At 66.5% G+C, this 24,953-nt stretch carries 22 protein-coding genes; 11 read left to right on the top strand and 11 right to left on the bottom strand.

The genetic code is table 11. The features are described 5' to 3' along the window. Positions 1-3: 3 nt before the first annotated feature. From N5C88_RS10650 to N5C88_RS10615, 8 genes are all read right to left on the bottom strand, one after another. Positions 4-984 (bottom strand): succinylglutamate desuccinylase/aspartoacylase family protein, encoded by a 981-nt coding sequence (locus N5C88_RS10650; protein ID WP_059374761.1) that lies wholly within the window; start codon positions 982-984, stop codon positions 4-6. A 31-nt stretch (positions 985-1,015) separates the two neighbouring features. After that, positions 1,016-1,978 carry a tripartite tricarboxylate transporter substrate binding protein gene (locus N5C88_RS10645; RefSeq protein ID WP_280015293.1) on the bottom strand — a complete coding sequence of 321 codons (963 nt, stop codon included), beginning with the start codon at positions 1,976-1,978 and terminating at the stop codon, positions 1,016-1,018. A 90-nt stretch (positions 1,979-2,068) separates the two neighbouring features. Continuing rightward, positions 2,069-3,358: an MFS transporter gene (locus tag N5C88_RS10640; RefSeq protein ID WP_280015292.1), complete on the bottom strand. Its 1,290-nt coding sequence runs from the start codon at positions 3,356-3,358 to the stop codon at positions 2,069-2,071. A gap of 4 nt (positions 3,359-3,362) precedes the next feature. Next, positions 3,363-4,280 (bottom strand): aldo/keto reductase, encoded by a 918-nt coding sequence (locus tag N5C88_RS10635; RefSeq protein ID WP_280015291.1) that lies wholly within the window; start codon positions 4,278-4,280, stop codon positions 3,363-3,365. A 168-nt stretch (positions 4,281-4,448) separates the two neighbouring features. Continuing rightward, positions 4,449-5,159, bottom strand: coding sequence for a Bax inhibitor-1/YccA family protein (locus tag N5C88_RS10630; RefSeq protein WP_054450644.1), 711 nt, complete (start codon positions 5,157-5,159; stop codon positions 4,449-4,451). Between the two features lie 130 nt (positions 5,160-5,289). Continuing rightward, the gene (locus N5C88_RS10625; RefSeq protein ID WP_118931834.1) at positions 5,290-5,688 is read right to left on the bottom strand and encodes a hypothetical protein; all 399 of its coding nucleotides are present in this window, start codon (positions 5,686-5,688) and stop codon (positions 5,290-5,292) included. Positions 5,689-5,734: 46 nt separating this feature from the next. After that, positions 5,735-6,199, bottom strand: a complete 465-nt coding sequence (locus N5C88_RS10620; protein ID WP_280015290.1) for a DNA polymerase III subunit chi — start codon at positions 6,197-6,199, stop codon at positions 5,735-5,737. Between the two features lie 22 nt (positions 6,200-6,221). Beyond that, positions 6,222-7,730 (bottom strand): leucyl aminopeptidase, encoded by a 1,509-nt coding sequence (locus N5C88_RS10615; RefSeq protein ID WP_059374749.1) that lies wholly within the window; start codon positions 7,728-7,730, stop codon positions 6,222-6,224. Between the two features lie 57 nt (positions 7,731-7,787). On the opposite strand from N5C88_RS10615, the gene lptF reads away from it, so the two are divergent. Beyond that, entirely contained in the window at positions 7,788-8,891 is a 1,104-nt protein-coding gene (gene lptF / locus N5C88_RS10610) for an LPS export ABC transporter permease LptF (protein WP_059374747.1), read from the top strand. A gap of 51 nt (positions 8,892-8,942) precedes the next feature. Here lptF and N5C88_RS10605 read toward each other — a convergent pair whose 3' ends face one another. Then, the gene (locus N5C88_RS10605; protein ID WP_059374745.1) at positions 8,943-9,863 is read right to left on the bottom strand and encodes a LysR family transcriptional regulator; all 921 of its coding nucleotides are present in this window, start codon (positions 9,861-9,863) and stop codon (positions 8,943-8,945) included. Between the two features lie 225 nt (positions 9,864-10,088). On the opposite strand from N5C88_RS10605, the gene N5C88_RS10600 reads away from it, so the two are divergent. The 4 genes from N5C88_RS10600 to N5C88_RS10585 all read left to right on the top strand — a co-directional run bounded on the left by N5C88_RS10600 (position 10,089) and on the right by N5C88_RS10585 (position 14,450). Beyond that, positions 10,089-11,306: an ABC transporter substrate-binding protein gene (locus N5C88_RS10600; protein ID WP_059374743.1), complete on the top strand. Its 1,218-nt coding sequence runs from the start codon at positions 10,089-10,091 to the stop codon at positions 11,304-11,306. A 93-nt stretch (positions 11,307-11,399) separates the two neighbouring features. Next, positions 11,400-12,893, top strand: coding sequence for a CoA-acylating methylmalonate-semialdehyde dehydrogenase (locus N5C88_RS10595; RefSeq protein WP_059374741.1), 1,494 nt, complete (start codon positions 11,400-11,402; stop codon positions 12,891-12,893). Positions 12,894-12,987: 94 nt separating this feature from the next. Beyond that, positions 12,988-13,932 (top strand): CysB family HTH-type transcriptional regulator, encoded by a 945-nt coding sequence (locus N5C88_RS10590; RefSeq protein ID WP_054450660.1) that lies wholly within the window; start codon positions 12,988-12,990, stop codon positions 13,930-13,932. Between the two features lie 194 nt (positions 13,933-14,126). Beyond that, positions 14,127-14,450, top strand: coding sequence for a DUF2325 domain-containing protein (locus tag N5C88_RS10585; RefSeq protein ID WP_054451313.1), 324 nt, complete (start codon positions 14,127-14,129; stop codon positions 14,448-14,450). Positions 14,451-14,607: 157 nt separating this feature from the next. Here N5C88_RS10585 and N5C88_RS10580 read toward each other — a convergent pair whose 3' ends face one another. Then, positions 14,608-15,267: a C40 family peptidase gene (locus N5C88_RS10580; protein ID WP_059374739.1), complete on the bottom strand. Its 660-nt coding sequence runs from the start codon at positions 15,265-15,267 to the stop codon at positions 14,608-14,610. A gap of 287 nt (positions 15,268-15,554) precedes the next feature. On the opposite strand from N5C88_RS10580, the gene N5C88_RS10575 reads away from it, so the two are divergent. The 6 genes from N5C88_RS10575 (at position 15,555) to ltaE (ending at position 23,471) form a co-directional block, all read left to right on the top strand. Beyond that, positions 15,555-17,444: a propionate--CoA ligase gene (locus N5C88_RS10575; RefSeq protein ID WP_059374737.1), complete on the top strand. Its 1,890-nt coding sequence runs from the start codon at positions 15,555-15,557 to the stop codon at positions 17,442-17,444. Then, positions 17,441-17,848: a heme-binding protein gene (locus N5C88_RS10570; RefSeq protein ID WP_042792413.1), complete on the top strand. Its 408-nt coding sequence runs from the start codon at positions 17,441-17,443 to the stop codon at positions 17,846-17,848. The genes N5C88_RS10575 and N5C88_RS10570 overlap by 4 nt, the downstream gene beginning before the upstream one ends. A 113-nt stretch (positions 17,849-17,961) precedes the next feature. Further along, a complete protein-coding gene (locus N5C88_RS10565) occupies positions 17,962-19,185 on the top strand; it encodes an MFS transporter (RefSeq protein WP_251879514.1) in 1,224 nt (407 codons plus the stop codon). 217 nt (positions 19,186-19,402) lie between these two features. Beyond that, positions 19,403-21,382 carry an acetate--CoA ligase gene (gene acs / locus N5C88_RS10560; protein WP_059374732.1) on the top strand — a complete coding sequence of 660 codons (1,980 nt, stop codon included), beginning with the start codon at positions 19,403-19,405 and terminating at the stop codon, positions 21,380-21,382. 152 nt (positions 21,383-21,534) lie between these two features. Next, the gene (locus N5C88_RS10555; RefSeq protein ID WP_118931830.1) at positions 21,535-22,422 is read left to right on the top strand and encodes a DMT family transporter; all 888 of its coding nucleotides are present in this window, start codon (positions 21,535-21,537) and stop codon (positions 22,420-22,422) included. A 38-nt stretch (positions 22,423-22,460) separates the two neighbouring features. Further along, complete coding sequence (gene ltaE, locus N5C88_RS10550; protein WP_280015289.1) at positions 22,461-23,471, top strand: low-specificity L-threonine aldolase; 1,011 nt, start codon at positions 22,461-22,463, stop codon at positions 23,469-23,471. A 13-nt stretch (positions 23,472-23,484) separates the two neighbouring features. Here the strand turns inward: ltaE and N5C88_RS10545 are convergent, their stop codons facing one another. Then, positions 23,485-24,819, bottom strand: coding sequence for an aspartate aminotransferase family protein (locus tag N5C88_RS10545; RefSeq protein ID WP_059374726.1), 1,335 nt, complete (start codon positions 24,817-24,819; stop codon positions 23,485-23,487). Positions 24,820-24,953 lie beyond the last annotated feature (134 nt).

Here is a 24,953-nt window from a genome sequence, read left to right as displayed (position 1 = left end):
GTGTCAGTACTTCGAGGCTAGGGAATCGAGGGGAAGGGCGGGCGCGACCTGGATCAGGCAATCGCCGTCGTCGCTGCGGGCGATGGAGCGCAGGCAGACGACGGTGCCGGCTTGCAGGCTGGTCAGGGCGCGCGGCGCGGTATCGGGTCGGGCGGGTTCCATCAGTTGGCCGACGCGCTGGCGCGCATTGATCTGTTGCCCCAGTTCGACCGCGGGCACGAACACGCCGGCCTCGCTGGCGCGCACGGTGGCGGCGGGGACGTCCAGGTCGTAGAGGCGGACTTCGGGGCGGCGCGCGGGCGGCCGGTCGGGCAAAAGGCCGAGTTCGCCCAGGCAGCCCAGCAGGCCGTCGCGGCAGCGGTCGACCAGCGCCTGGCTGGTTTCGCGGCCCCCGCCGATCTCGGCGCTCAGGCGCAGCACCCCGTGGCGGCTGGCGGCGGCCGGCATGGAGCCGGACTCCGTGCCGCGGAAGTACATGCAGTCGGGCAGCCCGAAGGCGCGCGCCAGGGCGGGCAGGCGTTCGTCGTAGGCATCATTGCCGTAGCGCGTGATGACCGACGAGGGCAGGTAGCGCAGCGACGCGCCGCCGCTGTGCACGTCCACCAGCGCCTGTATGCGCGGCAACAGCCGGGCTTCCAGCGCGGCGGCCACGCTCTCCGTGTAGCCGCGCGCGGGGGCTCCCAAAAAAGCGCGGTTGAGGTTGCCGCCGTCGGACGGCGACAGGCGCGTGCCTGCCAGCGAGGCCTCGGCGTTGGCCGCGGGCAGCAGGTAGACCGTGCCGCGCCGCAGGATGCCGGGCAGCAGGCGCCACAGTTCCAGGATGGCGGCCTGGCCTTCCCATTCGTCGCCATGCACGCCCGCCATCAAGGCGACGGCGGGGCCAGGCCCCGCCTCGATCCGCAGCATCGGTATGGTGACGCGCCGGTAGGCCGACGCGTTGGTCGCCGCGGCGCAGGAGAAGTCCTCGCGGCTTACCGTGGCCATGCGGCGGCTCCTGCGCGTGTGGGGATCCGGTTCAATCCAGCGTGGTGCCGGCGGCCTTGATGATGCCTTCCCATTTGGGCAGCTCCTTGCGTATCTGGTTCTGTACGTCCTGCGGCGTGCCGCCCAGCGGTTCCTGGGAGCGGCTGCGCAGTTCCTTGCTGACGCTGTCCGAGCGCAGCGCCGCGTTCATCGCCGCGTTCAGCCGCGCGATGACCTCGGGCGGGGTGCCGGCGGGCGCGACCAGCGCGCTCCAGGCCGATTGTTCGTAATCGGGATAGCCTTGCTCCGCCACCGTCGGCACGTCCGGATTGGAGGCGGCGCGGGTCTTGGTGGTGACCGCCAGCGCGCGCAGGCGGCCGTCCTTCAGGTTGCCGATGAGCGGCGGCAGGTTTTCCATCATGGAATCGACATGGCCGCCCAGCAGGTCGGACAACTGCGCAGCCGTGGCCTTGTACGGGATCTGGCGCACGGCGGCGCCGGTCTGGGCGATGAAGAGCTTGACCCCGACTTCGCTGGTGGTGCCCGGGTCGGCCGAGGTCATCGTCAGGCGCTCCGGCTGGGCGCGGCTGGCTTCGATGAACCCCTTCAAGTCGCGATAGGGCGAGGACGCGTTCACCACGATGACGTTGGGCGTTTCGGCCACCAGCCCGATGGCGGCGATGTCGCGGTCCAGGTCGTAGAGTTGCTGCTTGAACAGGAACCGGTGCAGCACCAGCGTGCCGACGTGGGCATAGCCGATGGTGTAGCCGTCGGCCGCCGCGCGCGCCACAGCCTGGGTGCCGATGCGGCCGCCCGCGCCGACGCGGTTTTCCACGACCACGGGTTGGCCCAGCTGGCGGCTCATTTCCTGGCCCACCAGCCGTGCGGTGATGTCGGCGTTGCCGCCCGCTGCGGCCGGCACGATCAGGGTGATGGCGCGTTCCGGATAGGCGGCCAGCGCGACGGGCGCGGCCAGGCTGAGCAACAGGGAGGCAAGACAGGCGGTGCGTTTCATGGCGTTTCCCCAGGCATTGAGAGCTGCGCCATTGTGCGGTCGCGGCCCGGGGAATACGTTTGTTTCAATGAGATGGATGTTCAAAAAAATCTAAGATTTGTCCGCAATGCGACGGTCTGCGGTCCGTCCCAGCCCATGGCCTACCGCCGCGGCCGCCAGCGCGCACAGGGCGCCCAGCACGGCGATCAGGGCCGCGCCATAGCCCAGCATGTCCACGCCCGCCTTGACCCAGCCGCTGGCCGCGTCGCCCGCCCGGTAGACCACGGTATCGATGACGTTCTTGGTCTTGTACTTGTCTTCCGGCGAAACCGCCGTGAACAGCATTTCCCGCCCCGGCCGGATCAGCGCGTACTCGCCGACCCGGCGCACGATCATGGCCGCGGCCAGCACGCCGAAGACGGGAAAGGCCGCCAGCGCCAGGAAAGCGGCCGTCATCGTCAGCGGCACGGCGGTCAGCAGGAAGCGCAGCCCCAGGCGGGTGGCCACGCGTCCGGTGATGAAGAGCTGCGACAGTAGCGACAGCGCCTGCACCGAGAAGTCCAGCGCGCTGAAGACCCGGATGCGTTGCGCCGTGTCGGTGAAGGCATCCGCCACCAGCCGCGCCTGCTCCATGTAGAGAAAGGTGTTGAGCGTGGCCAGCAGGATCACCAGCAGCGAAATTCCCAGCAGAAAGGGAGACTGGAAAATGCGCGAGAGGCCCGCCAGGATCGAACCCTCCAGCGGCCTGCGCATGTCGTCCGCGGCAGCATCCTCGCGGTGGGCCGCACGCCAGCGCAGCAGCCAGCGCTTGAGGGGCAGGGTGGCGGTCAACAGCAGCGCCGACAGCAGCAACAGGCCGGCGGGACCGAGCACGCCAGCCAGCAGGCCGCCCAAAAGCGGGCCGGCCAGCCCGCCGGCGCTGGCGCCCGCGGCGATCAGCGCGAACAGGCGCTTGGCGGAATCCATGCGGAACACGTCGGCCATCAGGCTCCAGGCGATGGAGACGACGAACAGGTTGAAGACCGACAGCCACACATAGAAGCTGCGCGCCGCCCAGACGCTGCCGGGCCGCAGATGGAGCAGGGCGGCGAAACCGGCCATGCTGAGGGCGAAGGCGGCATAGACCCAGGTCACCAGCATGGCGCGAGGCACGCGCGCCGACAGCCAGCCGAACAGCGGCACCACGGCCAGCATGGCGACGAAGGTCGCGGTGAAGAGCCATTGCAACTGGTCGACGCCCGCCTGGATGCCCATGGTCTCGCGTATCGGCCGCAGCATGAAATAGCCGCAGAACAGGAAGAAGAAAAACGCGAAGCCGCAGGCTGCCGGCGCCAGTTCCTCCTGGAGTATGCCCAGCGCCTGCGCGGCGCGGGCTTGCAGGCTGCCGGGGGCCGACGCCATGGCGTCAGGCCAGCAGGGCAGCGATGCGTTCCCGCATGGCGGCGTCCGGCAGCGGCCCGAAGCCGGCCTGCGCGTTGTCCGCCATGTTGGCCGGCTTGGAGGTGGCCGGAATGACGGCGGTGACCGCGGGATGGCCGATGATGAATTTCAGGAAGATCTGCGCCCAGGACCCGCAATCGAGCTCGGCGGCCAGCGGCGGCAGCGCCATGCCCTTGACCCGGCGGAACAGCGCGCCGTCCTGGAACGGGCGGTTGATCAGCACTGCGACACCGTGGGCCTGGCAGGCGGGCAACAGGCGTTTTTCGGCGCCGCGGTCGGCCACGGACAGGTTGACCTGCAGGAAATCGGGCTTTTCCCGTTCCACCAGTTCGGTCAGCTCGTCGTGGGCGTGGTCGGTGTAGTGCGTGATGCCCAGGTAGCGGATCACGCGTTGCTGTTTCAGTTCGCGCAGCAGCGCCAGTTGGTTGGCGGTGTCGATCAGGTTGTGCACCTGGACCAGGTCGAGCTTGTCGCTGCCCAGCGCCTGTTGCGATTGGCGCACCTGGCGCATGGCCGATTCGTGGCCCTGCGTGCCGATCTTGGTCGCCAGGAAGGTCTTGCTCCGCAAGCCGCCGTCGCGCGCCAGCAGCGCGCCGGTGACCGCTTCCGCCTGCCCGTAGCTGGGAGCCGTGTCGATCAGCTTGCCGCCCTTTTGCAGCAGCGTGTCCAGCACCTGCGCCAGCGGCGCCATGGCGGCCTTGTCCGCGGGGGACACGTTGAAGGTGTCGGCGGTACCCAAGCCGATGACAGGCAGCGCCTCGCCAGAGGCGGGTATGTTCCGCCTGTGCATGGGCGTCACCACGCTGAGGGCGCGAGCCGGCAAGGCGGAACCGGTCAGGGCGGCGGCGGCAGCGGTCTGGAGGAAGCGGCGGCGGTCGGGCATGGCGTGGCTCCAGCGGGAGGGGGCGGGCGCGGCAAAGAAAAAGGGCCTGCACGTGAATGTAGGCCCAAGATAAAGAAAAAGAGCCTACACGTGAATGTAGGCCCAAGATAAAGAAAAAGAGCCTACATGTGAATGTAGGCTCTTTGTGCCGCTTTGGCAGCGTTTCGATTACTCGCGGTTGCCGCCGAAGATGCCCAGCAGCATCAGCAGGTTCGAGAAGACGTTGTAGACGTCCAGGTAGATGGCCAGCGTGGCGGACACGTAGTTGGTTTCGCCGCCGTTGACCACGCGCTGCAGGTCGACCAGCATGAAGGCCGAGAAGATGACGATGGCCAGGACCGAGATGGTCAGCATCAGCGCCGGCAGCTGCAGGAAGATGTTGGCCAGGGCCGCCACCAGGATCACGACCGCGCCGATGAACAGGAATTTCTGCAATCCCGACAGGTCGCGCTTGATGGTGGTGGCCAGCGTGGCCATCGTGCCGAACACGATCGCGGTGCCGCCGAAGGCCGTCATGACCAGCTGCGAGCCGTTGCTCATGCCCATGACGAAACCCAGCAGGCGCGACAGCATCACGCCCATGAAGAACGTGAAGGCCAGCAGCAGGACCACGCCCAGCGAGCTGTTCTTGTTCTTTTCGATCGCGAACATCAGGCCGAAGGCGCCCACCAGGAACACGATGGCGGACAGGCCGGGGCTTGCGCCCATGATGCGGTTGATGCCGGTGTACATGCCCACGGCCGCGCCCAGCACGGTCGGGATCAGCGAGAGCGCCAGAAGCCAATAGGTGTTGCGCAGCACCTGGTTGCGCGCGACCTCGCCCGGCGCGCCGGCCACGGCGCCGGAACGGTTAAAAGGGGACGGACGATATTCGTTCATTGAGAACTCCTGTGTGCGGCAGAGTAATGGTTGCCTAGAAGGCTTAGATGGGAAGGATACCTTACAGTTCCCTGAAGAATCCAGTTCTGCCTAGGATTAGACCAGAGGCGGGAAATAGGTTCCAGACGGGTCAACCCGGCCTGACGTCCTGCAGCACCCGGGCGACGATGCGCGGCAATTCCGCGTCCATGCGGGCCTGGATCTGTTCGATGGCTTCGGCCAGGGCCTCGCGCATCAGTTGCTCGACCTCGGCCTGCAGGCGGGCGCTCAGAACCGTGGCGTCCGGCGCGGCATAGGGCGTAGCAGGGACGGCGGCTGCCGGTGGAATGATATCAGGGGACGCATGGTCGCCGTCCGCCACTTCCGTCAGGAGCGGAAAGGCGTCGTCGTCATGATCCTGCGCGCCATCGTCGGCCAGTTCGGTCAGCACGGGCATGTCCGCGTCGTCCGGGGAAGCCGGCGGGTAGAGCGCGGGCTCGGCCCGCTGGGTCAGGGTAGGGATGCCGGGGTCGGCGTGGCGAGAGGGCATGATGGCTCCCGGATGATCGAGGTGGCGCGCCGCAAGGCCGGCGCGTTCAGCCGTCCGGCTGCTGGCGGCTGAGGTCGTGGCTTTGCGGCGTGTGGCCCGCGGCCAGGTAGGCTCGCCAGCGCTGGCGGGCGGCCTGCTTGTCCTCGGGGTCATCCGAGACGATTTCAAGCAGGCGCTCGAAGGCTTCGAAACCCGGAGGGCAGTCGAGGTCCAGGTTCAGCAGCCAGGACGGCTGGGGCTGTCCGCCCTGGCCCGCCGCGGCGGCCGCCTGTTGCGGATCGCCGGCGGTGAGAATCACCGGGGTCTCGCCCGCCAGCGGATCGTTGGCCAGCACGTGCGGCACGAAAGACGTGTCGTCGAAGGCCCAGAGCATGCGGTCAAACGCGGCCAGGCGGGAGCCATCCCTACAGTACACCACCAGCCGCTGCCCTGCCAGGTAGCGCTTGCGCACCACCTGGCAGGCGGTGCGCAAGCGGTCGGGCGCGCCGAAGGCGAAGTCGATGCGCGTCATGCCGGGTTCCGTTGCTGCCGTTTCAAGCCTGGTCCAGCAGGTACTGCATCAGGAGCGGCACGGGGCGGCCAGTGGCGCCCTTGTCCTTGCCGCCGCGCCAGGCGGTGCCGGCGATGTCCAGGTGGGCCCAGCGGTACGAGGTGGCAAAGCGCGACAGGAAGCAGGCCGCCGTGACCGCGCCCGCCGGAGGACCGCCGATGTTGGCGAGATCGGCGAAGTTGGACTTGAGCTGTTCCTGGTAGGCGTCGTCCATCGGCATGCGCCATGCGGTGTCCAGCGACTGGCGGCCGGCCGCGGCCAGCGCGTCGGCCAGGGCGTCGTCCTTGGAGAACAGGCCGCTGTTGACGTTGCCCAGGGCCACCACGCAAGCGCCGGTCAGGGTGGCGATGTCGATGACGGCGGACGGCTTGAAGCGTTCGGCGTAGGTCAGCGCGTCGCACAGCACCAGGCGGCCTTCGGCGTCGGTGTTCAGGATTTCGATGGTCAGGCCGGCCATGCTGGTGACCACGTCGCCCGGCTTGTTGGCCTTGCCGCTGGGCAGGTTTTCGCAAGCGGGGATCAGGCCCACCACGTCCAGCGGCAGCTCCAGTTCGGCCAGGGCGCGGAACGAGCCCAGCACGCTGGCGGCGCCGCACATGTCGTACTTCATTTCGTCCATGGTGGCGGCGGGCTTGAGCGAGATGCCGCCGGCATCGAAGGTGATGCCCTTGCCGACCAGCACAATGGGGCCTTGCGCGCCCTTGGCGGTCTTCTTGGCGGTCTTGCTGCCGGCATGGCGCAGGACGATGAAGCGCAGCGCTTCCTCGGAACCGCGCGCGACCGACAGGAACGAGCCCATGCCCAGCGCTTCGACCTGCTTGCGGTCCAGCACTTCCACCTTCAGCGACTTGAACTCGCGGGCCAGGCGCTTGGCCGTTTCGCCCAGGTAGGTCGGCGTGCAGATATTGCCGGGCAGGTTGCCTAGCGTGCGGGTCAGGTCCATGCCGTTGGCGATGGCGCCGCCTTCGCGCAGGCCCTTCTGGGCCTGGGCCGCGTCGGCGCGCTCGACCACCTGGACGATCTTCTTGAGCTTGGGACGGGCGTCGCGGTCGGGCTTGCCGAAGCTGGCGTCGTAGTGATAGGTGGCGTTGCCGGCTGCGATCGCGGCGCTGCGGGCGCGCGCGATGACGGCCACGTCCGCGATCGGGTTGGCGACCAGCGTGGACACGCCTTCGGCCAACTGGGCCGATACGCAGGCCGCGGCGAAGGCCTGCTCGGCCGAAGCGTGGGCGCGGGCCGAATATTCTTCCTGCTTGCCCAGGCCGACCAGCACCACGCGCTGCGCGGACACGCCGGGCAGGTTGCGCAGGGTCAGCGTGGAGCCGGCGCGGCCGCGGAACTCGGCCTTGACCACCGAACGCACGGCGCCGTTGGAAGCGCGGTCGATGAGATCGGCGGCGGGGCTCAACACGCCTTCCGCATAGACCCCGACGGCCAGGGCGGCGGTCTTGACTTGGTGCAGGGAAGCAGTGGTCTGTGTGCTAAATTCCATGAGGGTTTCCCGTGTACGTCTGTGTAGAATGCGGTCGATTATCCCGCATATTCTCCCATGTCTCTATTCAAACGCTCTGTCGTCAGCGAGATCACCAGTCACGCTGGCGTTGTCTTTTCCACGTTGCTCATCGTATGGCTCAGCGTGCTGCTCGTGCGCCTGCTCGGCGAAGCCGCGGGCGGCAACATCGGGGCGGACGTCGTGGTGGTGCTGGCCGCGCTGTCGACCATCACCGCATTGCCGACCATTCTCGCGGTCTCCGTCTTCATCGCGGTCCTCACCACCGTCACCCGCAATTACCGCGAATCCGAAATGGTGGTGTGGTTCGCCAGCGGCCTGTCGCTGGCCGATTGGTTCCGGCCGGTGCTGCGCGTCGCCATCCCGGTGGCACTGGCGGTGGCGGGGCTGACACTGGTGGCGGCGCCCTGGGCGTACCGCCAGATCGGCGAATACCATGAACGCTTCGAGCAGCGGTCCGACCTGTCCAAGGTCACGGCCGGCCAGTTCGCGGAATCGTCCGGCGGCAACCGTGTGTTCTTCGCCGAGGATCCCCTGGAACCCAGCGACGAACTGGGCAACGTGTTCGCGCGCGAAAATGGCCCCGAATGGCTCAGCGTGCTGACCGCCAGCAAGGCCCACAGCGAAACTTTGCCCAATGGCGACCGCTTCCTGGTGCTGGGCGAAGGCCATCGCTATGACCTGAAGCCGGGCACGCCCGAGATCCGGCTGGTGCACTTCGACAAGTACGGCCTGCGCCTGGAAAGCAAGTCGGGCGGAGATCCCGTGGCCGAAGCGCGCGCCAACGCGGAACGTTCCGCCAAGGCGCGCACCACCTCGCAACTGATCGCGGACAACACCAACAGCAGCTGGTCGCAAGTGATGTGGCGGGTCTCGCTGCCGCTGGCCGCGCTGAACCTTGCGCTGCTGGCGATTCCGCTGGGCGCCGTCAATCCGCGCCTGGGGCGTTCGGGCGACCTGCTCATCGCCGGCCTGGTGGGCCTGCTCTACATGAACCTGATGAACCTGTCGCGCGCCTGGATCTCCAACGGCAAGCTGAGCTTCGGCGTGGGCGTGTGGGCGATCCATGCCTTGGTGGCGATGCTGACCTTCTTCCTGCTGATGCGGCGCTTGCGCGTGAAGGCGCCCAAGAACAGCGCCTGACGCCGGCACATCCAACGCCTTGCGGCCCGCCCAGCGCGGGCCGCGGCTTTTTCAGGGCAGGTACTTCATCGTGCCGCCCTTGCCGGCCAGCAGGTCGGCGTTCTTTAGCACCGACTTGCGGATGAATTCCCACAGGGCCGTCACGCGCTTGAGCTTGCGCAGGTCTTCATGGCAATACATCCAGAACGAGCGCGTGATCTCGACCTCGTCCGCCAGCACCGGCGTGAGCCGCGGGTCCTGCGCGGCGATGAAGCAGGGCAGGATCGCCAGCGACTGGCCCTGCAGCGCGGCGTGGTACTGCGCCACCACGCTGGTGCTGCGCAACACCACCTTGCTGGCGGGCAGCAGGTCTTCCAGATAGCGCAGCCGCTCGCTGAACAGCAGTTCGTCGACGTAGCCGATGAAGGTGTGGTCGGCCAGGTCCGCGCGCTCGCGGATCGGCGGGTGGCTGGCCAGATAGCCGGGCGTGCCGTACAGGCGCAGCGTGTAGTCGCACAGCTTGCTGCACACATAGGGGCCGCGCTGGGGGCGTTCGATGGTGATGGCCAGGTCGGCTTCGCGCTTGGACAGGCTGACAAAGCGCGGCACCGGCAGGATGTCCAGCGTGATGTGCGGATAGCGCCGCTGGAAGTCCGCCGCCAGCGGCGTCAGCACATAGCTGCCGAAGCCCTCGGTGGCGCCGATGCGCAAATGCCCCGACAGCGCCTGGCCGATGCCCGACAGGTTTTCGCGGGCGGAGTGCACCGTGCTCTCCATCTGTTCGGCATGCACGAACAGGCGCTGGCCGTCTTCGGTCAGCACGAAGCCCGCGCTGCGCGACTTCTCGAACAGCAGGGTGTCCAGCTCCGCTTCCAGCGCGCGGATGCGCCGCGACACCGTCGTGTGCTCGACGCCAAGCTTGCGCGCCGCGGCGCTCACCCGCTGGGTGCGGGCCACTTCCAGGAAATATCTCAGGCTGTCCCAATCAAGCACTTTCCGGTTCTCCAGGCCCGGCTGCGCGCTGCGCCGCCGGTCAAATTTTGCTTGTGCATGAATGCACAAGGAATGTGCATTTCTAGTGTTGCTTGTTGATTTTCACACATCTACACTGGGTCGGCGGGCTTGGGGCCTGTAGCCAGGCTCTCCGGGGTCTGAACCCCCCGGGACCGCAGGCCGCGAAGACGGCGCCATAACGCATAAAACTCAGGAGACAAATCCATGAAATTGCACGCACGCGGGCTGGCCGTAGGCTTGTGTCTGGGCGCCGCATTGGTCGGCCAGGCGCAGGCGGCGGATAAGCCGCCAGTGAAGATCGGCATTCTGACGGACATGTCTGGCACCTACGCCGGCATGGGCGGGCCTGGTTCGGTGGCGGCGGCGCAGTTGGCCATCGACGACTGCCTGGCCGCGGAATGCAAGGGCATGAAGATCGAGCTGGTGTCCGCGGACAACCAGAACAAGGCCGACGTGGGTGCGGCCAAGGCGCGCGAATGGTTCGACCGCGACGGCGTCACCGCCATCGCCGACCTGACCAATTCCGCGGTGGCGCTGGCGGTGCAGGGCATCGCGCGCGAAAAGAACAAGGTGGTGATGTTCTCCGGTCCCGCCACCACGGCGCTGACCAACAAGGAATGCTCGCCGGTGGGCTTTCACTGGATGTTCGACACCTACTCGCAGTCCGCGGGCGGCGCCAAGGCCACGGTGAAGGCGGGCGGCAAGTCCTGGTACTTCATCACCGTGGACTACGCCTTCGGCCACTCGCTGGAAGCCGACACGGCCAAGGCCGTGCAGGCGCTGGGCGGCACTGTGGCCGGCAGCGTGCGCCATCCCCTGAACGCCCCGGACTTCGCGTCCTACCTGCTGCAGGCGCAGGCCTCCAAGGCCCAGGTCGTGGCCCTGGCCAATGGCGGCCAGGACACCGTCAACGCGGTCAAGCAGGCGCGCGAATTCGGCATCGTGGCCGGCGGCCAGCGCCTGGTGTCGCTGCTGATTTTCCTGTCGGACCTGCGCGCGCTGGGCCTGGAAAGCGCTCAGGGCCTGTCCTACGTGGACGGCTTCTACTGGGATTACGACGATGCCACGCGCCAGTGGTCCGCGCGCTTCGAGAAGGCCTTCCGCGGCCTCAAGCCGACCATGACGCAGGCGGGCGTGTACTCCAGCGTGCGGCATTACCTGCGCTCGGTGGCCGCTTCCGGCAGCACCGACGGCAAGGTGGTGGCCGACAAGATGCGCGCGCTGCCCATCGAGGATCCGATCATGCGCAACGCTTCCATCCGTCCCGATGGCCGTGTGATCCACGACATGTACCTGTATGAAGTGAAGAAGCCGTCCGAGTCCAAGGGCGGTTGGGACTATTCCAAGCTGGTGGCCACCATTCCGGCCGCCGAAGCCTTCCAGCCCTTGGCGGATTCGAGCTGCCCGCTGGTCAAGAAGTAAACCCGGGGCGCCGGCAGGCCCTTGCCGCCGGCGCCTCACCATCCATGTATGCGGATTCCATCCGCATCGACCATGCAGTGTGAGGAGCATCAAATGAGTGAAGTCCCCCGCGTTCCGCTATTGATCGGCGGCAAGCTCGTGCAGTCCAAAACCACCGAATGGCGGGACGTGATCAATCCCGCTACCCAGGAGGTCGTCGCCAAGGTGCCCTTCGCCACGCGCGAAGAGCTGGACCTGGCCGTCTCCAACGCCAAGGAGGCTTTCAAGACCTGGCGCAACAGCGGGCAGGGCGCTCGCATGCGCGTCATGCTGAAGTTCCAGGAACTGCTGCGCGCCAACTCCGGCAAGCTGGCCGAAATGATCACCCGCGAGCACGGCAAGACCCTGCCGGACGCCGAGGGCGAAGTCGGCCGCGGCCTGGAAGTGGTGGAGCACGCCTGCTCCATCGCCAACCTGCAACTGGGCGAATACGCCGAGAATGCCGCTTCCGGCATCGACGTCTACACGCTGATCCAGCCGCTGGGCGTGTGCGCGGGCATCACCGCGTTCAACTTCCCGGTCATGCTGCCTTGCTTCATGTTCCCGATCGCCGTGGCCTGCGGCAACACCTTCGTCCTCAAGCCTTCCGAGCAGGATCCGACGTCCTCGCTGTTCCTGGCGCAGCTGGCGCTGGAAGCCGGCCTGCCGCCGGGCGTGCTGAACGTGGTGCACGGCGGCCCGGAAACCGCCAACGGCCTGTGCGAACACCCCGACATCAAGGCGGTCTCGTTCATCGGCTCGACCCGCGTCGGCACCGAGATCTACAACCGCGCCTCCGCCGCGGGCAAGCGCTGCCAGTCCATGATGGGCGCCAAGAACCACTGCGTGATCCTGCCGGACGCCGATCCCGAGGTCGCGCTGAACCAGCTGGTGGGCGCTGCCTTCGGCGCTGCCGGCCAGCGCTGCATGGCCTCGTCCGTGGCCGTGCTGGTGGGTGAAGCCCGCAACTGGCTGCCTGACTTCGTCGAACGCTCGAAGAAGCTCAAGGTCAATTCCGGCATGGACCGCGAGGCCGATCTCGGTCCCCTGGTCTCGCCCAACGCCAAGAAGCGCGTCGAAAGCCTGATCCAGAAGGGCGTGGACGAAGGCGCCAAGCTGCTGCTGGACGGCCGAAGCCTGAAGGTCGCCGGTTTCGAGCAGGGCAACTTCGTGGGCCCGACGATTTTCGACGGCGTCACCGAAAACATGACCATCTACACCGAGGAAATCTTCGGGCCGGTCCTGTGCGTGGTGGGCGTTGAAACGCTGGAGGACGCGGTCGCGTTCATCAACCGTAATCCCAACGGCAACGGTGTGGCGCTGTTCACCCAGGATGGCGGCGCGGCGCGCTACTTCCAGAACAACATCGACGTCGGCCAGGTCGGCATCAATGTGCCGATCCCGGTGCCGGTGGCCTGGTTCAGCTTCACCGGTTCGCGCGGTTCCAAGCTGGGCGACCTGGGCCCCAACGGCAAGCAGGCCGTGCAGTTCTGGACGCAGACCAAGACCGTCACCGCGCGCTGGTCGGCCCATGCCAAGAGCGTGAATACCACGATCTCGATGCGCTGAACTGGGGACGCCTTGCATGTAAGCTTATATAAATAAGTTATATAACAAGGCGCCCTTATTACTTATAATTGGCCCGTCTAACAGGGGCCAATTCATGAACCTGCAGCAATTTCGTTTTGTCCGCGAAACCATCCGGCGCGACTTCAATCTGACCGAAGCCGCCCGGATGCTCTACACCTCGCAGCCCGGCGTTTCCAAGGCGATCATCGAGTTCGAGGACGAACTGGGCATCAAGATCTTCGAACGGCACGGCAAGCGCATCAAGGGGCTGACCAAGCCCGGCCTGGCGGTGTCGCAGGTCATTGACCGCATCATGCGCGAAGTGGACAACCTGAAGAAGGTCAGCGACGAGTTCGCGCGCCGCGACGAGGGCGGCCTGGTCATCGCTTGCACCCACACCCAGGCGCGCTATCTGCTGCCCCGCGTGATTCCCGCATTCCGCAAGCAATTCCCCAAGGTGCACCTGTCGCTGGCCGAAGGCAGCCCCGCGCAACTGGCCGAAATGGTCCTGCACGAGCAGGCCGACCTGGCACTGGCGACGGAATCGCTGGCCTTGACGCCGGGCCTCGCGACCTTGCCGGTCTATGCCTGGGAACACACCGTGGTGGTGCGCCCGGATCATCCCCTGGCCGAACTGACCTCCAGCGCCGCCAAGCGCCTGTCGCTGGCGCAACTGGCCGAATATCCCATCGTGACCTATGACCGCGCCTTCACCGGCCGCAGCACCATTGATGAGATCTTCGCCAACCAGGGCATCCATCCCGACATCGTGCTGGAAGCCATCGATGCCGACGTCATCAAGACCTATGTCGACGTGGGCCTGGGCATCGGCATCATCGCTGGCGTGGCCTACGATCCGCGCCGCGACAGCAATCTGGTGGGCCTGCCGGTGGGCCATCTGTTCGGCACGCATACGACCCGCGTGGGCGTGAAGGCAGGGGTGTTCCTGCGCGACTACGTCTATACCTTCCTGGAGATGCTGGCGCCTTCGCTGACCCGCGCGGTGGTGACGGAAGCGGTGCAGGGGACGCCCAAGTAGCAGGCCGTTTCCTCGGGGATTGGAGGCGCGACGCCGTTGGGTGGCGCGCCTTTTTCTTGCCGCGACACGGTCCGCCCTATCCCCTTCCATATGCTCATAAAAATAATTAAATAAGAACGGATCTCATTTGAGTTGACTAAAAAATAGGAATCATTATCATTACATCCAGTCTCAACGACCCAGTGAGGTTCATCATGACGGCAGGATTAAGTGCAGTGGTAGTGGGCGCCGACCGCCTCGGCAACATTCCGGATCTGCTCAAAGGGCACAACATTTCGATCACGCACCACATCAGCGGGCGTGATCCCTCGCATCAAAAGAAGACGTTGCAACTGCCCTCGGGCACCCAGCTGGTCATCCTGCTGACCGACTTCCTGGGCCATAACGTCATGAAAACCTTCCGCAACGCCGCGCAACGTGGCGGTATCCGGGTCGTCGCTTGTCGACGTTCGGTGTGCAGCATGCAGCAGGCCCTGCAGCAATGCGGCCTGTGCCAGCGGGCAGGCTCGGTGCACTGAAAACACGGTCTGCCGCCGCCTAACAAAAACTGGGGAGGCCGGAACGGCCTGCGGCCCAAAACGCCGCGAAGAGATGTAAAAAAACGCCGCCGGACTGGAAAGTCCGGCGGCGTTTTGCTTGTGGCGGGGAGAGCCTGGCGGCTATCCTGGGGGCGTATCAGTTGGAGGCGCGGGCGGAAGCCATCAGGCTGTTGTCCAGGCGGCGCGCGCCGTTGTAGCGCTTGGACCAGTAGGCCATGGTCATGTTTTCCACGCGGACCACGCCGCCGGCGCTGGGCGAGTGCACGAAGCGGTCGTCGCCCAGGTAGATGCCCACGTGCGAGTAGCGGCGGCCCAGCGTATTGAAGAAGACCAGGTCGCCGGCCTTCAGTTCATTCTTGGCGATCGAGACGCCTTGCTGCGCCATTTCGGCGGCGTTGCGGGGCAGTTTCAGGCCCAGCGAGCGTTCGGCGGTGTACGTGACCAAGCCGCTGCAGTCGAATCCGGTGTCGGGGGAGTTGCCGCCGAAGCGGTAGCGGATGCCAAGATGGTTCAGGGCTTCGCTGACCAGGGCGTTGTCGCTATTGACGCCCGAGTGGGTCTTCTGGCGTTCGCGCTTGAATTTCTGGCTTACCAGTACGCCGATGGGATCATCGGAGGTGGCGACCCATTCCGTCTCGTAGGGGTCAATCTCGGACGTATGGGCGGTTGACTTTTGATTTGTAGCGGCACAACCTGCCAGACCCACCACGCATGCAACCAACGCCAGCAAGCGCAGACCGCGAGTTGCTTGGCCGGAGGAAGGATTCAGTCTCGCGTGGTTGGAGTGTCGATGCATGCGCCTGGGGGTGATTTGCAGATAACGGCAAAAAACACGGAATTCGCCGTGAATGTGGCCGAGATGTCAGCAAAATCAACATTGTTCTACAACTTCGCGGGGATTCTACCAAACTTTTAAGACCAGTTCGTTACGAAACCGGCGTTAATGTCCATGCAGCGTGGACATTTGGTAGAACATTTTGACTTGCGGCAAGCCTCGTGCAAGGTTTGCCTACCAGAATGGCCGAAGGATCGGAGAAGAAATCAATCAGCCTTAAGGCCTAAGAAAGATAACAGGAGACATAAATGCAAAAAACCCGGGATTTCCATTACCGCTCGATACACGACCGCGACGCTTTCTGGCGGGAAGAGGCCGGCCGCATCCACTGGGAGACGCCTTTCGAGTCCGTGCTGGACTTCTCCCGGCCGCCGTTCGCCAAGTGGTTCACGGGCGGGCGCACCAATCTCTGCTACAACGCCGTCGACCGCTGGCTGCCGACCCAGGCCGACGCGCCGGCCCTGATCTGGGTGTCCACCGAGGTCGACCGGGAGCGTGTCTACACGCGCCAGGAAATGTACGAAGAGGTCAACGCCGCCGCGGCCATGCTCAAGGAGCTGGGGGTGGGGCGCGGCGACCGGGTGCTGCTGTACATGCCCATGGTGCCGGAAGCCGTGTTCACCATGCTGGCGTGCGCGCGGATCGGCGCGGTGCACTCGGTGGTGTTTGGCGGCTTCGCCTCGGTCAACCTGGCCCAGCGCATCGACGACGCGGCGCCCAAGGTGGTGGTCTGCACCGACGGCGGTTCGCGCGGCGGCAAGGTCGTGCCCTACAAGCCCCTGCTGGACCGCGCACTGGCGCTGGCCAAGACGCCGCCGGCCTCGGTGGTGGTGTTCGACCGCGGCCTGGCGCCATTCGAACCCGTCGCAGGACGCGACCTGGATTACGCGACCCTGCGCCAGCGGCATCTGGGCGCGCGGGTGCCTGTGGAATGGCTGGAGTCCTCGGAGCCCAGCTACATCCTCTATACCTCCGGCACCACCGGCAAGCCCAAGGGCGTGCAGCGCGATACCGGCGGCTACGCCGTGGCGCTGGCCTCGTCCATGGAATACCTGTTCGACGGCCGCGCTGGCGATACCTTCTTCTGCACCAGCGACATCGGCTGGGTGGTCGGCCACTCCTACATCATCTACGGCCCCCTGATCGGCGGGCAGGCGACGGTGCTGTATGAAGGCACGCCGGTGCGTCCGGACGGCGCCATCCTGTGGAAGCTGGTGGAGCAGTTCGGCGTGAACACCCTGTTCTCGGCGCCGACGGCGGTGCGCGTGCTCAAGCGCCAGGATCCGGAGCTGCTCAAGCGCCACGACCTGTCCTCGTTGCGCGCGGTCTACCTGGCGGGCGAACCGCTGGACGAACCGACCGCGCAATGGATTTCAGGGGGCCTGGGCAAGCCCATCATCGACAATTATTGGCAGACGGAATCGGGCTGGCCGATCCTGTCGGCCCAGCCTGGCGTGGAAAAAGTCCCGACGCGCTTCGGCAGCCCGTCGTTCCCGGTGTACGGTTTTGACGCGCGCATCGTCAGCGAGTCCACCGGCGAGGACCTGGGCCCCGACCAGAAAGGCGTGGTGGCCATCGTGCCGCCGCTGCCGCCGGGCGCCATGTCCACCATCTGGGGCGACGACGAGCGTTTCGTGCAGACCTACTTCACGTCCATTCCCGGCCGCCAGGTGTATTCGACATTCGATTGGGGGCTGGTGGACGCCGACGGCTACTGGTTCATCCTGGGCCGCACGGACGATGTGATCAACGTGGCGGGCCACCGGCTGGGTACGCGCGAGATCGAGGAATCCGTCAACAGCCACAACGCGATTGCCGAGTGCGCGGTGGTGGGCGTGGCGGACTCGCTCAAGGGCCAGGTCGCGATGGCGTTCGCCGTGCTCAAGAATCCCGCCGGGGCCGAGACTGAAGAAGGGGCAAAGCGCCTGGAAGGCGATATCATGCGGCTGGTGGAAGAGCAGCTGGGAGCGGTGGCGAGGCCCGCCAGGATCCGGTTCGTGGGCGCATTGCCCAAGACCCGTTCCGGCAAGGTCCTGCGCCGCGCGATCGTCGCGGTATGCGAAGGACGCGATCCCGGCGATCTGACCACCATAGAAGATCCCACCGCCCTGGAACAAATAAAGGAGTCGCTGCAATGAATACCAAGCCCGTGCTGAGCGCCGAAGACGTCAAGAAGATTTTGGCTGCGGCCGAAGCACACGCCCTGCAGAACAAGTGGGCCGTTACGATCTCCGTGGTCGATGATGGCGGCCATCTGCTGGGCATGCTGCGCCTGGACGGCGCGGCTCCGATTTCGGCGCACATCGCGCCGGCCAAGGCCAAGACCGCGGCGCTCGGCCGCCGCGAATCGCGCGTCTACGAGGAAATGATCAACAACGGCCGCTACTCGTTCCTGTCGGCCCCCTTGATCGACGGCCTGCTGGAAGGCGGCGTGCCGGTCGTGGCCGATGGCCACGTGGTCGGCGCGGTCGGCGTGTCGGGCGTGAAGTCGAGCGAAGACGTGCTGATCGCTCAAGCTGGCATCGCCGCCCTGGGCCTATGAGCCACGGCGAGCCGTCGGATGCGCCGGCCGGCGCGTCCGCGCAGAACGCCGGGCCAGGGGGCGACGGCCCCCTGAATCCCGGTGTGGCCAAACGCGAGGTCTGGGCCTGGGCCATGTACGACTTCGCCAATTCCGGCTACACCACCGTGATCCTCACGGCGGTGTTCAGCACTTATTTCGTCGGTGTGGTCGGCGGGCGCGCCCCGTGGGCCACGCTGGCCTGGACCGCGGCGCTGTCGCTGTCCTACCTGCTCATCATGCTGACCATGCCCACGCTGGGCGCCCGCGCCGATGCGCGCGCCAGCAAGCGCCGCTTGCTCTTTACGAGCACGGTGGGCTGCGTGGCCGCCACGCTGGTGCTGACGCAGGCTGGGCCTGGGGACGTCTGGCTGGCGCTGGCCGCCATCGTCGTTTCCAACTACTGCTATTGCGTCGGCGAGTCCGTGGTCGCGGCCTTCCTGCCGGAACTCGCGCGGCCCTCCGCGCTGGGGCGGGTTTCGGGCTGGGGCTGGAGCTTCGGCTATTGCGGCGGCATGCTCACGCTGGGCCTGTCGCTGGTGGTCGTGACGCTGGCCGAGGGGCGCGGTGAAACCGCCGAGCATTTCGTGCCGTGGGTGATCGTGGTCACCTGCGCGGTGTTCGCGCTGGCGGCGCTGCCATCCTTCTTCCTGCTGCGTGAACGCGCGAAGCCGCAGGCCGGCAAGCAGGAAGCGCTGCACATGCTCAAGCGCCTGGCCTATGCCTGGCGCGAAACCGGCCAGCACTTTCCGGAGTTCCGCCGCCTGCTCATGTGCATCGCCTGCTACCAGGCGGGGATTTCGGTGGTAATCACGCTGGCGGCGGTCTATGCCTCGGAGGTCATGGGCTTTACCACGCCGCAGATCATGCTGCTGGTGTTCACCGTGAACATCGGCGCGGCGGCCGGCGCGTTTTCGTTCGGCTACGTGCAGGACCGCATTGGCCACAAGCCGGCGCTGGCCCTGACGCTGTGCGGCTGGATCCTGATGGTGCTGGTGGCCTACGCCGCCGTGACCGCGCCCGTGTTCTGGGTCGCCGCCACCTTGGCCGGGTTGTGCATGGGCACCACGCAGAGCGCCGGCCGCGCCATGACCGGCGCCCTGGCCCCCGCCGGCCGGCTGGCCGAGTTCTATTCGCTGTGGACCTTCGCGGTGCAGTTGGCCGCGGTGATCGGTCCGCTGACCTACGGCCTGGTGACCTGGGCCACGCACGGCAACCACCGGCTGGCGATCCTGGTCACCGGCCTGTTCTTCGTGGGCGGCCTCATCCTTTTGTCGCGCGTGGACGTGAAGCGCGGGCTGGAACGGCGCGCCGCCTGAGGCGTGCGGGTCGCGCAGGCTGCTATCCTTATGGACTGTCCGGTGCCGCCGCGTCGAGAGCGCGGCGGCACGCCTTGATTACCCCGCGCCGGCCTTGCGCCGCGGGCTCCGGCCCGCATTTTGCGTAAGGTGCCCGTAAGAGCGTGGCGATACGGTTGCGGTTGGGTAATGAACAAGCGGCACAAACAAACAGAATTACCGATTGGAGACAAAGATCATGTCGAACGCTATTGAGTCCGTACTGGTGGAAACCCGGGTGTTCCCGCCGCCCGAGCGCGCTGCGGAAGGCGCCGCGATTCCCAGCATGGAGGCCTACAACGCGCTGTGCGCGCAGGTCGAGAACGATTTCGACGGATTCTGGGCCGGGCAGGCGCGCGATAACCTGCAATGGACCAAGCCGTTCACGCAGGTCCTGGACGAATCGGACGCGCCGTTCTACCGCTGGTTCGGCGATGGCGAACTGAACGTGTCGGCCAACTGTCTGGACGTGCACCTGACCAACGGCAACGCCGACAAGACCGCCATCATCTTTGAAAGCGACGACGGCAAGGTCAACAAGGTCAGCTACCGCGAATTGCTGGCGCGCGTCTGCCGCTTCGCCAATGGCATGAAGGCGCTGGGCTACAAGAAGGGCGACCGCGCCATCATCTACATGCCCATGTCGATCGAAGCCGTGGTGGCCATGCAGGCCTGCGCGCGCCTGGGCGTGACGCACTCGGTGGTGTTCGGCGGCTTCTCGGCCAAGAGCCTGCAGGAGCGCATCATGGACGTGGGCGCGTCGCTGGTCATCACCGCCGACGAGCAGGTGCGCGGCGGCAAGACCATACCGCTCAAGCCCGCGGTCGAGGAAGCCTTCACCATGGGCGGCTGCGAGGCCGTGACCAAGGTCATCGTGTACCGCCGCACCGGCGGCAAGGTGCAATGGAACGAAGGCCGCGACCTCTGGATGCATGACGTCGAGGCCGGCCAGCCCGACACCTGCGAGCCCGTGCCGGTCAACGCCGAGCATCCGCTCTTCATCCTCTATACCTCCGGCTCCACCGGCAAGCCCAAGGGCGTGCAGCATTCCTCGGCAGGCTATCTGCTGTGGGCGCTTTTGACCGTGAAGTGGACCTTCGACGCCCGCAAGGACGACGTGTACTGGTGCACGGCCGACGTGGGTTGGGTTACCGGCCACACCTACATCACTTACGGCCCGTTGGCGGCGGGCCTGACGCAGGTGGTGTTCGAAGGCGTGCCGACCTATCCCAACGCCGGCCGCTTCTGGGACATGATTGCGCGCCACAAGGTCACCACGTTCTACACCGCGCCCACCGCGATCCGCTCGCTGATCAAGGCCGCCGAGGCCGCGCCCGAAGCGCATCCGCAGAACTACGACCTGGACAGCCTGCGCATCATCGGCACGGTGGGCGAACCCATCAATCCCGAAGCCTGGATGTGGTATCACAAGAACATCGGCCGCGAGCGCTGCCCCATCGTGGACACCTGGTGGCAGACCGAGACCGGCGGCCACATGATCACGCCGCTGCCGGGCGCCACGCCGACCAAGCCGGGTTCCTGCACCTTGCCGCTGCCGGGCATCGCCGCGGCCATCGTCGACGAGACGGGTGGCGATGTGGAGCAGGGCAATGGCGGCTTCCTGGTCATCAAGCGTCCGTGGCCCGCCATGATCCGCAACATCTGGGGCGACCCGGAACGTTTCAAGAAGAGCTACTTCCCCTCGGAACTGCGCGGCTACTACCTGGCCGGCGACGGCGCGCAGCGCGATGCGGACGGCTATTTCTGGATCATGGGCCGCATCGACGACGTGCTGAACGTGTCCGGCCACCGCCTGGGCACGATGGAAGTCGAATCCGCGCTGGTGGCGCACGAGCTGGTGGCGGAAGCCGCCGTGGTGGGCCGCCCGGACGACACGACGGGCGAAGCCGTGGTGGCCTTCGTGGTGCTCAAGCGTTCGCGTCCGGAAGGCGACGAGGCGCAAGCCATCGCCAAGGTGCTGCGCGACTGGGTGGCCAAGGAGATCGGCCCCATCGCCAAGCCCAAGGACATCCGCTTCGGCGACAACCTGCCCAAGACGCGCTCGGGCAAGATCATGCGCCGCCTGTTGCGCGTGGTCGCCAAGGGCGAGGAAATCACGCAGGACGTTTCCACGCTGGAGAACCCGGCCATCCTGGACCAGTTGGCCAAGTCCCTGTGATCGTTCCCGTCCACTTGATGGACGGGAACGGCCCGCCTGCGGCCGCCGGAGGCGGCAAGGCAGGCGCATAATGTCATACGCCCGTATCGGAACCGCCGGTACGGGCGTATTTGCTTTTTCGCGTCCAGAATTTCCCCTACGGAGCCGTGCCAGTGAGCCGCAGCAGTTTCGATCGTGCAGGGCTAGCCCTGATGTTCAGCACCATCCTGGTCTGGGCGGGCAGCTGGATCGCGATGAAACTGATCGTTCCCTACATCGGCCCCTTCGACTTCGTGGCGCTGCGCTACGTCTCGGGCGGCCTGGTGCTGTTCGCGCTGGTCATCGCGCTGCGGCGGCCGCTGGCGATGCCGCCCTGGAAGCTGACCTTGTTGATCGGCCTGACGCAGACGGCCGGATTCCAGGGCTTTGTGCAGACCGCGCTGGTGTCGGGCGGTGTGGGCAAGGTCTCGCTCATGGCGTACACGATGCCGTTCTGGGTGATCCTGTTCGCATGGTGGCTGCTGGGCGACCGCCCCACCGCGCGCCATGGACTGGGTATCGGGCTGGCCGCCATTGGCCTGGTGTGCTTCGTCGAACCCTGGAACGGCCTCGGCGATATCCGTCCCGTGCTGCTGGGGTTGGGCAGCGGCCTGTGCTGGGGCGTGGGTACCGTGCTGTCCAAGCGCATGTTCGAACGCCATGCGCCCGATGTGATGACTTTCACGGCCTGGCAGATGCTGCTGGGCGGCCTGGTCATGACGCCGGTCGCTTTTCTTGTGCCGCAGATGCCCGCCCAGTGGGGCTGGCAGCTATGGGCCGGCATGACCTACATCGTGCTGATCGCGACGGCCGCGGGCTGGCTGCTTTGGCTGCTGGTGGTGCGTTTGGTGCCAGCGTCTATCGCGGGCCTGTCCAGCCTGGGCGTGCCGGTCGTGGCGATGCTGTTCGCCTGGGCGCTGCTGTCCGAGCAGCCTACCGCGGCGGAGCTGGGCGGCATGGTGCTGATCCTGGCCGGCATCTGGGTCGTGAGCCGCGCGGCGCCGGCGGCGCGCGCCGAATAAACGCTTTTTGAATTCCTTTTCCTATCCTGGGACATTCCATGATCGATCTGCGTAGCGACACCGTCACCCGGCCATCCGCAGCCATGCTGCAGGCCATGGTATCCGCGCCCCTGGGCGATGACGTGATGGGCGATGACCCGACCGTGATCCGCCTGCAGGAGGCGGTTGCCGAGCGCACGGGCAAGGCGGCCGGCCTGTTCTTCCCGTCCGGCACGCAAAGCAACCTGGGGGCGCTGATGGCCCATTGCGAGCGGGGCGACGAGTACCTGGTGGGCCAGCTCGCGCACACCTACAAGTATGAAGGGGGCGGGGCGGCCGTGCTGGGCAGCATCCAGCCGCAGCCCATAGAACATGCGGCCGATGGCACCTTGCCGCTGGACAAGTTGGCCGCGGCGCTCAAGCCCGAGGGCGATGCGCATTTCGCCCGTACCCGGCTGCTGGCGCTGGAGAACACTTTCCACGGAAAGCTGATTCCGGCCAGCTACGTGCAGGCCGCGACAGCCTGGGCGCGCCAGCATGGCCTGGCGACGCATCTGGACGGCGCCCGCGTGTTCAATGCGGCGGTTGCCAGCGGCAAGCCGGTGGCGGACCTGTGCGCGCCTTTCGATACGGTGTCCATTTGTTTTTCCAAGGGCCTGGGCGCTCCCGTGGGGTCGGTGCTGGTAGGCAGCGTCGAACTCATCGCCCGCGCCCGCCGCTGGCGCAAGATGCTGGGCGGCGGTTTGCGCCAGGCTGGCGTGCTGGCCGCGGCTTGCCTGTATGCGCTGGAGCACAACGTGGAACGCCTGGCGCAAGACCACGAGAACGCCCGACTGCTGGCGGAGGGGCTGCGCGCCATTCCGGGCGTAAAGGTATTGAGCCAGGACACCAACATGGTGTTCGCGGAATTCGAGCCCGCGCGCTGCGAGGAACTCACCGCCAAGCTGGTTGCCGACGGCATTCAGATGCGGGCCGTGTATGGCGGCCCGACCCGCCTGGTCACGCACCTGGACGTGTCCGCCGCGGACGTGCGGCAGGTGGTCCAGGCGGTGGCCCGGCACCTGGCATAAGCAGGGCGGGCGCTCAGGCGTCCGCGCGCAGCACGTCCGACAAGACCGAGAACAATTCGTCGATCTGCGCGCGCTCGATGATGAGCGGGGGCGACAGCAGCATGGTGTCGCCCGCCGAACGGATCAGGCAGCCGCGTTCCAGGCAGGCCTGGTGCACGGCGTACGCGCGCTGGCCGGGCTTGCCTTCCAGCGGTTCGAGTTCGATGGCGGCCAGGAGGCCGATGTTGCGGATGTCCACCACGTGCGGCAATCCCTTCAGGCTGTGGGCGGCGTCCTCCCAGTAGCGCCAGAGCTCGCGGCTGCGCTGGAACAGGCCTTCGCGGCGGCAGATGTCCAGGGTCGCCAGGCCGGCGGCGCAGGCCACCGGATGGCCGGAATAGGTGTAGCCGTGCGACAGCTCGATGGCGCTGTCCGGTCCCTGCATGAAGGCATCGTAGACATGCTGCTGCACCAGCGTGGCGCCCATGGGGATGGCGCCGTTGGTCAGCCCCTTGGCGCTGGTGATGATGTCCGGCGTGACGCCGAAGTGCGATGAGGCGAACGCGCCGTCGATGCGGCCGAAGGCGCAGATCACTTCGTCGAAGATCAACAGAATGCCGTGCGCATCGCAGATCTGCCGCAGTTTCTGCAGATAGCCCTTGGGCGGCACCAGCACCCCGGTCGAACCCGCCACGGGTTCCACGATGACGGCCGCGATGGTGGAGGCGTCGTGCAGCGCGACGATGCGCTCCAGTGTATCGGCCAGGTGGGCGCCCCAGTCAGGCTGGCCGCGCGTATAGGCCATCTGGCTGCGGTCATAGGTGTGCGGCAGATGGTCCACGTAGGGCAGCAGATTGCCGAACGGCTTGCGGTGGCCGGCGATGCCCGACACCGACAGGCCGCCGAACCCCACCCCGTGGTACGAGCGTTCGCGTCCGATCAGGCGCACCCGCTGGCCCTGTCCGCGCGCGCGGTGATAGCCCAGCGCGATCTTCAGCGCGGTATCCACCGCTTCGGATCCGGAATTCGAGAAGAACACATTGGAGAACCCGGCGGGCGCTTCCTGGCGCAAGGACTCGGCCAGCTCGAAGGCCAGTGGGTGGCTCATCTGGAACGACGGCGCGTAATCCAGTTCATGGGCGGTGCGGGCGATGGCCTCGACGATTTCCGGGCGGCGGTGTCCGGCGTTCACGCACCACAGGCCCGCAATGCCGTCCAGCACGCGGCGTCCGTCCGGCCGGATGTAGTGCATGCCCTCGGCGGCGCTGAACAGCACGGGCGCGCGCTTGTAGCGGCGGTTCGCGGTGAAGGGCATCCAATAGGCTTCGGCGTTGATGGCGGGGGTGGGATTAGGCGCTGACGATGACATGGGGCTTCCGGCATGTGGAGATTCGGGGTTTCTATTTTGTATTAATCAATTGATAAATACAATACAAGAAGACCCGAAGGTAATCCGCAGCGCGAGCGTCACGCGTGCCGGAGACCCGCTATGGCGGGCTGGCG

Source organism: Achromobacter sp. GD03932, from assembly GCF_029839485.1.
In the GTDB taxonomy this organism is placed as follows: Bacteria; Pseudomonadota; Gammaproteobacteria; order Burkholderiales; family Burkholderiaceae_B; genus Achromobacter; species Achromobacter bronchisepticus_A.
The sequence above is the reverse complement of the archived record's forward strand: the minus strand, read 5'-3'. Positions and strand labels throughout refer to the sequence as shown.

Bases quoted from the DNA above. Each gene is read 5' to 3' on its own strand.
- N5C88_RS10650 (WP_059374761.1), bottom strand. From the start codon at position 984: ATGGCCACGGTAAGCCGCGAGGACTTCTCCTGCGCCGCGGCGACCAAC.
- N5C88_RS10645 (WP_280015293.1), bottom strand. From the start codon at position 1,978: ATGAAACGCACCGCCTGTCTTGCCTCCCTGTTGCTCAGCCTGGCCGCG.
- N5C88_RS10640 (WP_280015292.1), bottom strand. From the start codon at position 3,358: ATGGCGTCGGCCCCCGGCAGCCTGCAAGCCCGCGCCGCGCAGGCGCTG.
- N5C88_RS10635 (WP_280015291.1), bottom strand. From the start codon at position 4,280: ATGCCCGACCGCCGCCGCTTCCTCCAGACCGCTGCCGCCGCCGCCCTG.
- N5C88_RS10630 (WP_054450644.1), bottom strand. From the start codon at position 5,159: ATGAACGAATATCGTCCGTCCCCTTTTAACCGTTCCGGCGCCGTGGCC.
- N5C88_RS10625 (WP_118931834.1), bottom strand. From the start codon at position 5,688: ATGCCCTCTCGCCACGCCGACCCCGGCATCCCTACCCTGACCCAGCGG.
- N5C88_RS10620 (WP_280015290.1), bottom strand. From the start codon at position 6,199: ATGACGCGCATCGACTTCGCCTTCGGCGCGCCCGACCGCTTGCGCACC.
- N5C88_RS10615 (WP_059374749.1), bottom strand. From the start codon at position 7,730: ATGGAATTTAGCACACAGACCACTGCTTCCCTGCACCAAGTCAAGACC.
- lptF (WP_059374747.1), top strand. From the start codon at position 7,788: ATGTCTCTATTCAAACGCTCTGTCGTCAGCGAGATCACCAGTCACGCT.
- N5C88_RS10600 (WP_059374743.1), top strand. From the start codon at position 10,089: ATGAAATTGCACGCACGCGGGCTGGCCGTAGGCTTGTGTCTGGGCGCC.
- N5C88_RS10595 (WP_059374741.1), top strand. From the start codon at position 11,400: ATGAGTGAAGTCCCCCGCGTTCCGCTATTGATCGGCGGCAAGCTCGTG.
- N5C88_RS10590 (WP_054450660.1), top strand. From the start codon at position 12,988: ATGAACCTGCAGCAATTTCGTTTTGTCCGCGAAACCATCCGGCGCGAC.
- N5C88_RS10585 (WP_054451313.1), top strand. From the start codon at position 14,127: ATGACGGCAGGATTAAGTGCAGTGGTAGTGGGCGCCGACCGCCTCGGC.
- N5C88_RS10580 (WP_059374739.1), bottom strand. From the start codon at position 15,267: ATGCATCGACACTCCAACCACGCGAGACTGAATCCTTCCTCCGGCCAA.
- N5C88_RS10575 (WP_059374737.1), top strand. From the start codon at position 15,555: ATGCAAAAAACCCGGGATTTCCATTACCGCTCGATACACGACCGCGAC.
- N5C88_RS10570 (WP_042792413.1), top strand. From the start codon at position 17,441: ATGAATACCAAGCCCGTGCTGAGCGCCGAAGACGTCAAGAAGATTTTG.
- N5C88_RS10565 (WP_251879514.1), top strand. From the start codon at position 17,962: ATGTACGACTTCGCCAATTCCGGCTACACCACCGTGATCCTCACGGCG.
- acs (WP_059374732.1), top strand. From the start codon at position 19,403: ATGTCGAACGCTATTGAGTCCGTACTGGTGGAAACCCGGGTGTTCCCG.
- ltaE (WP_280015289.1), top strand. From the start codon at position 22,461: ATGATCGATCTGCGTAGCGACACCGTCACCCGGCCATCCGCAGCCATG.
- N5C88_RS10545 (WP_059374726.1), bottom strand. From the start codon at position 24,819: ATGTCATCGTCAGCGCCTAATCCCACCCCCGCCATCAACGCCGAAGCC.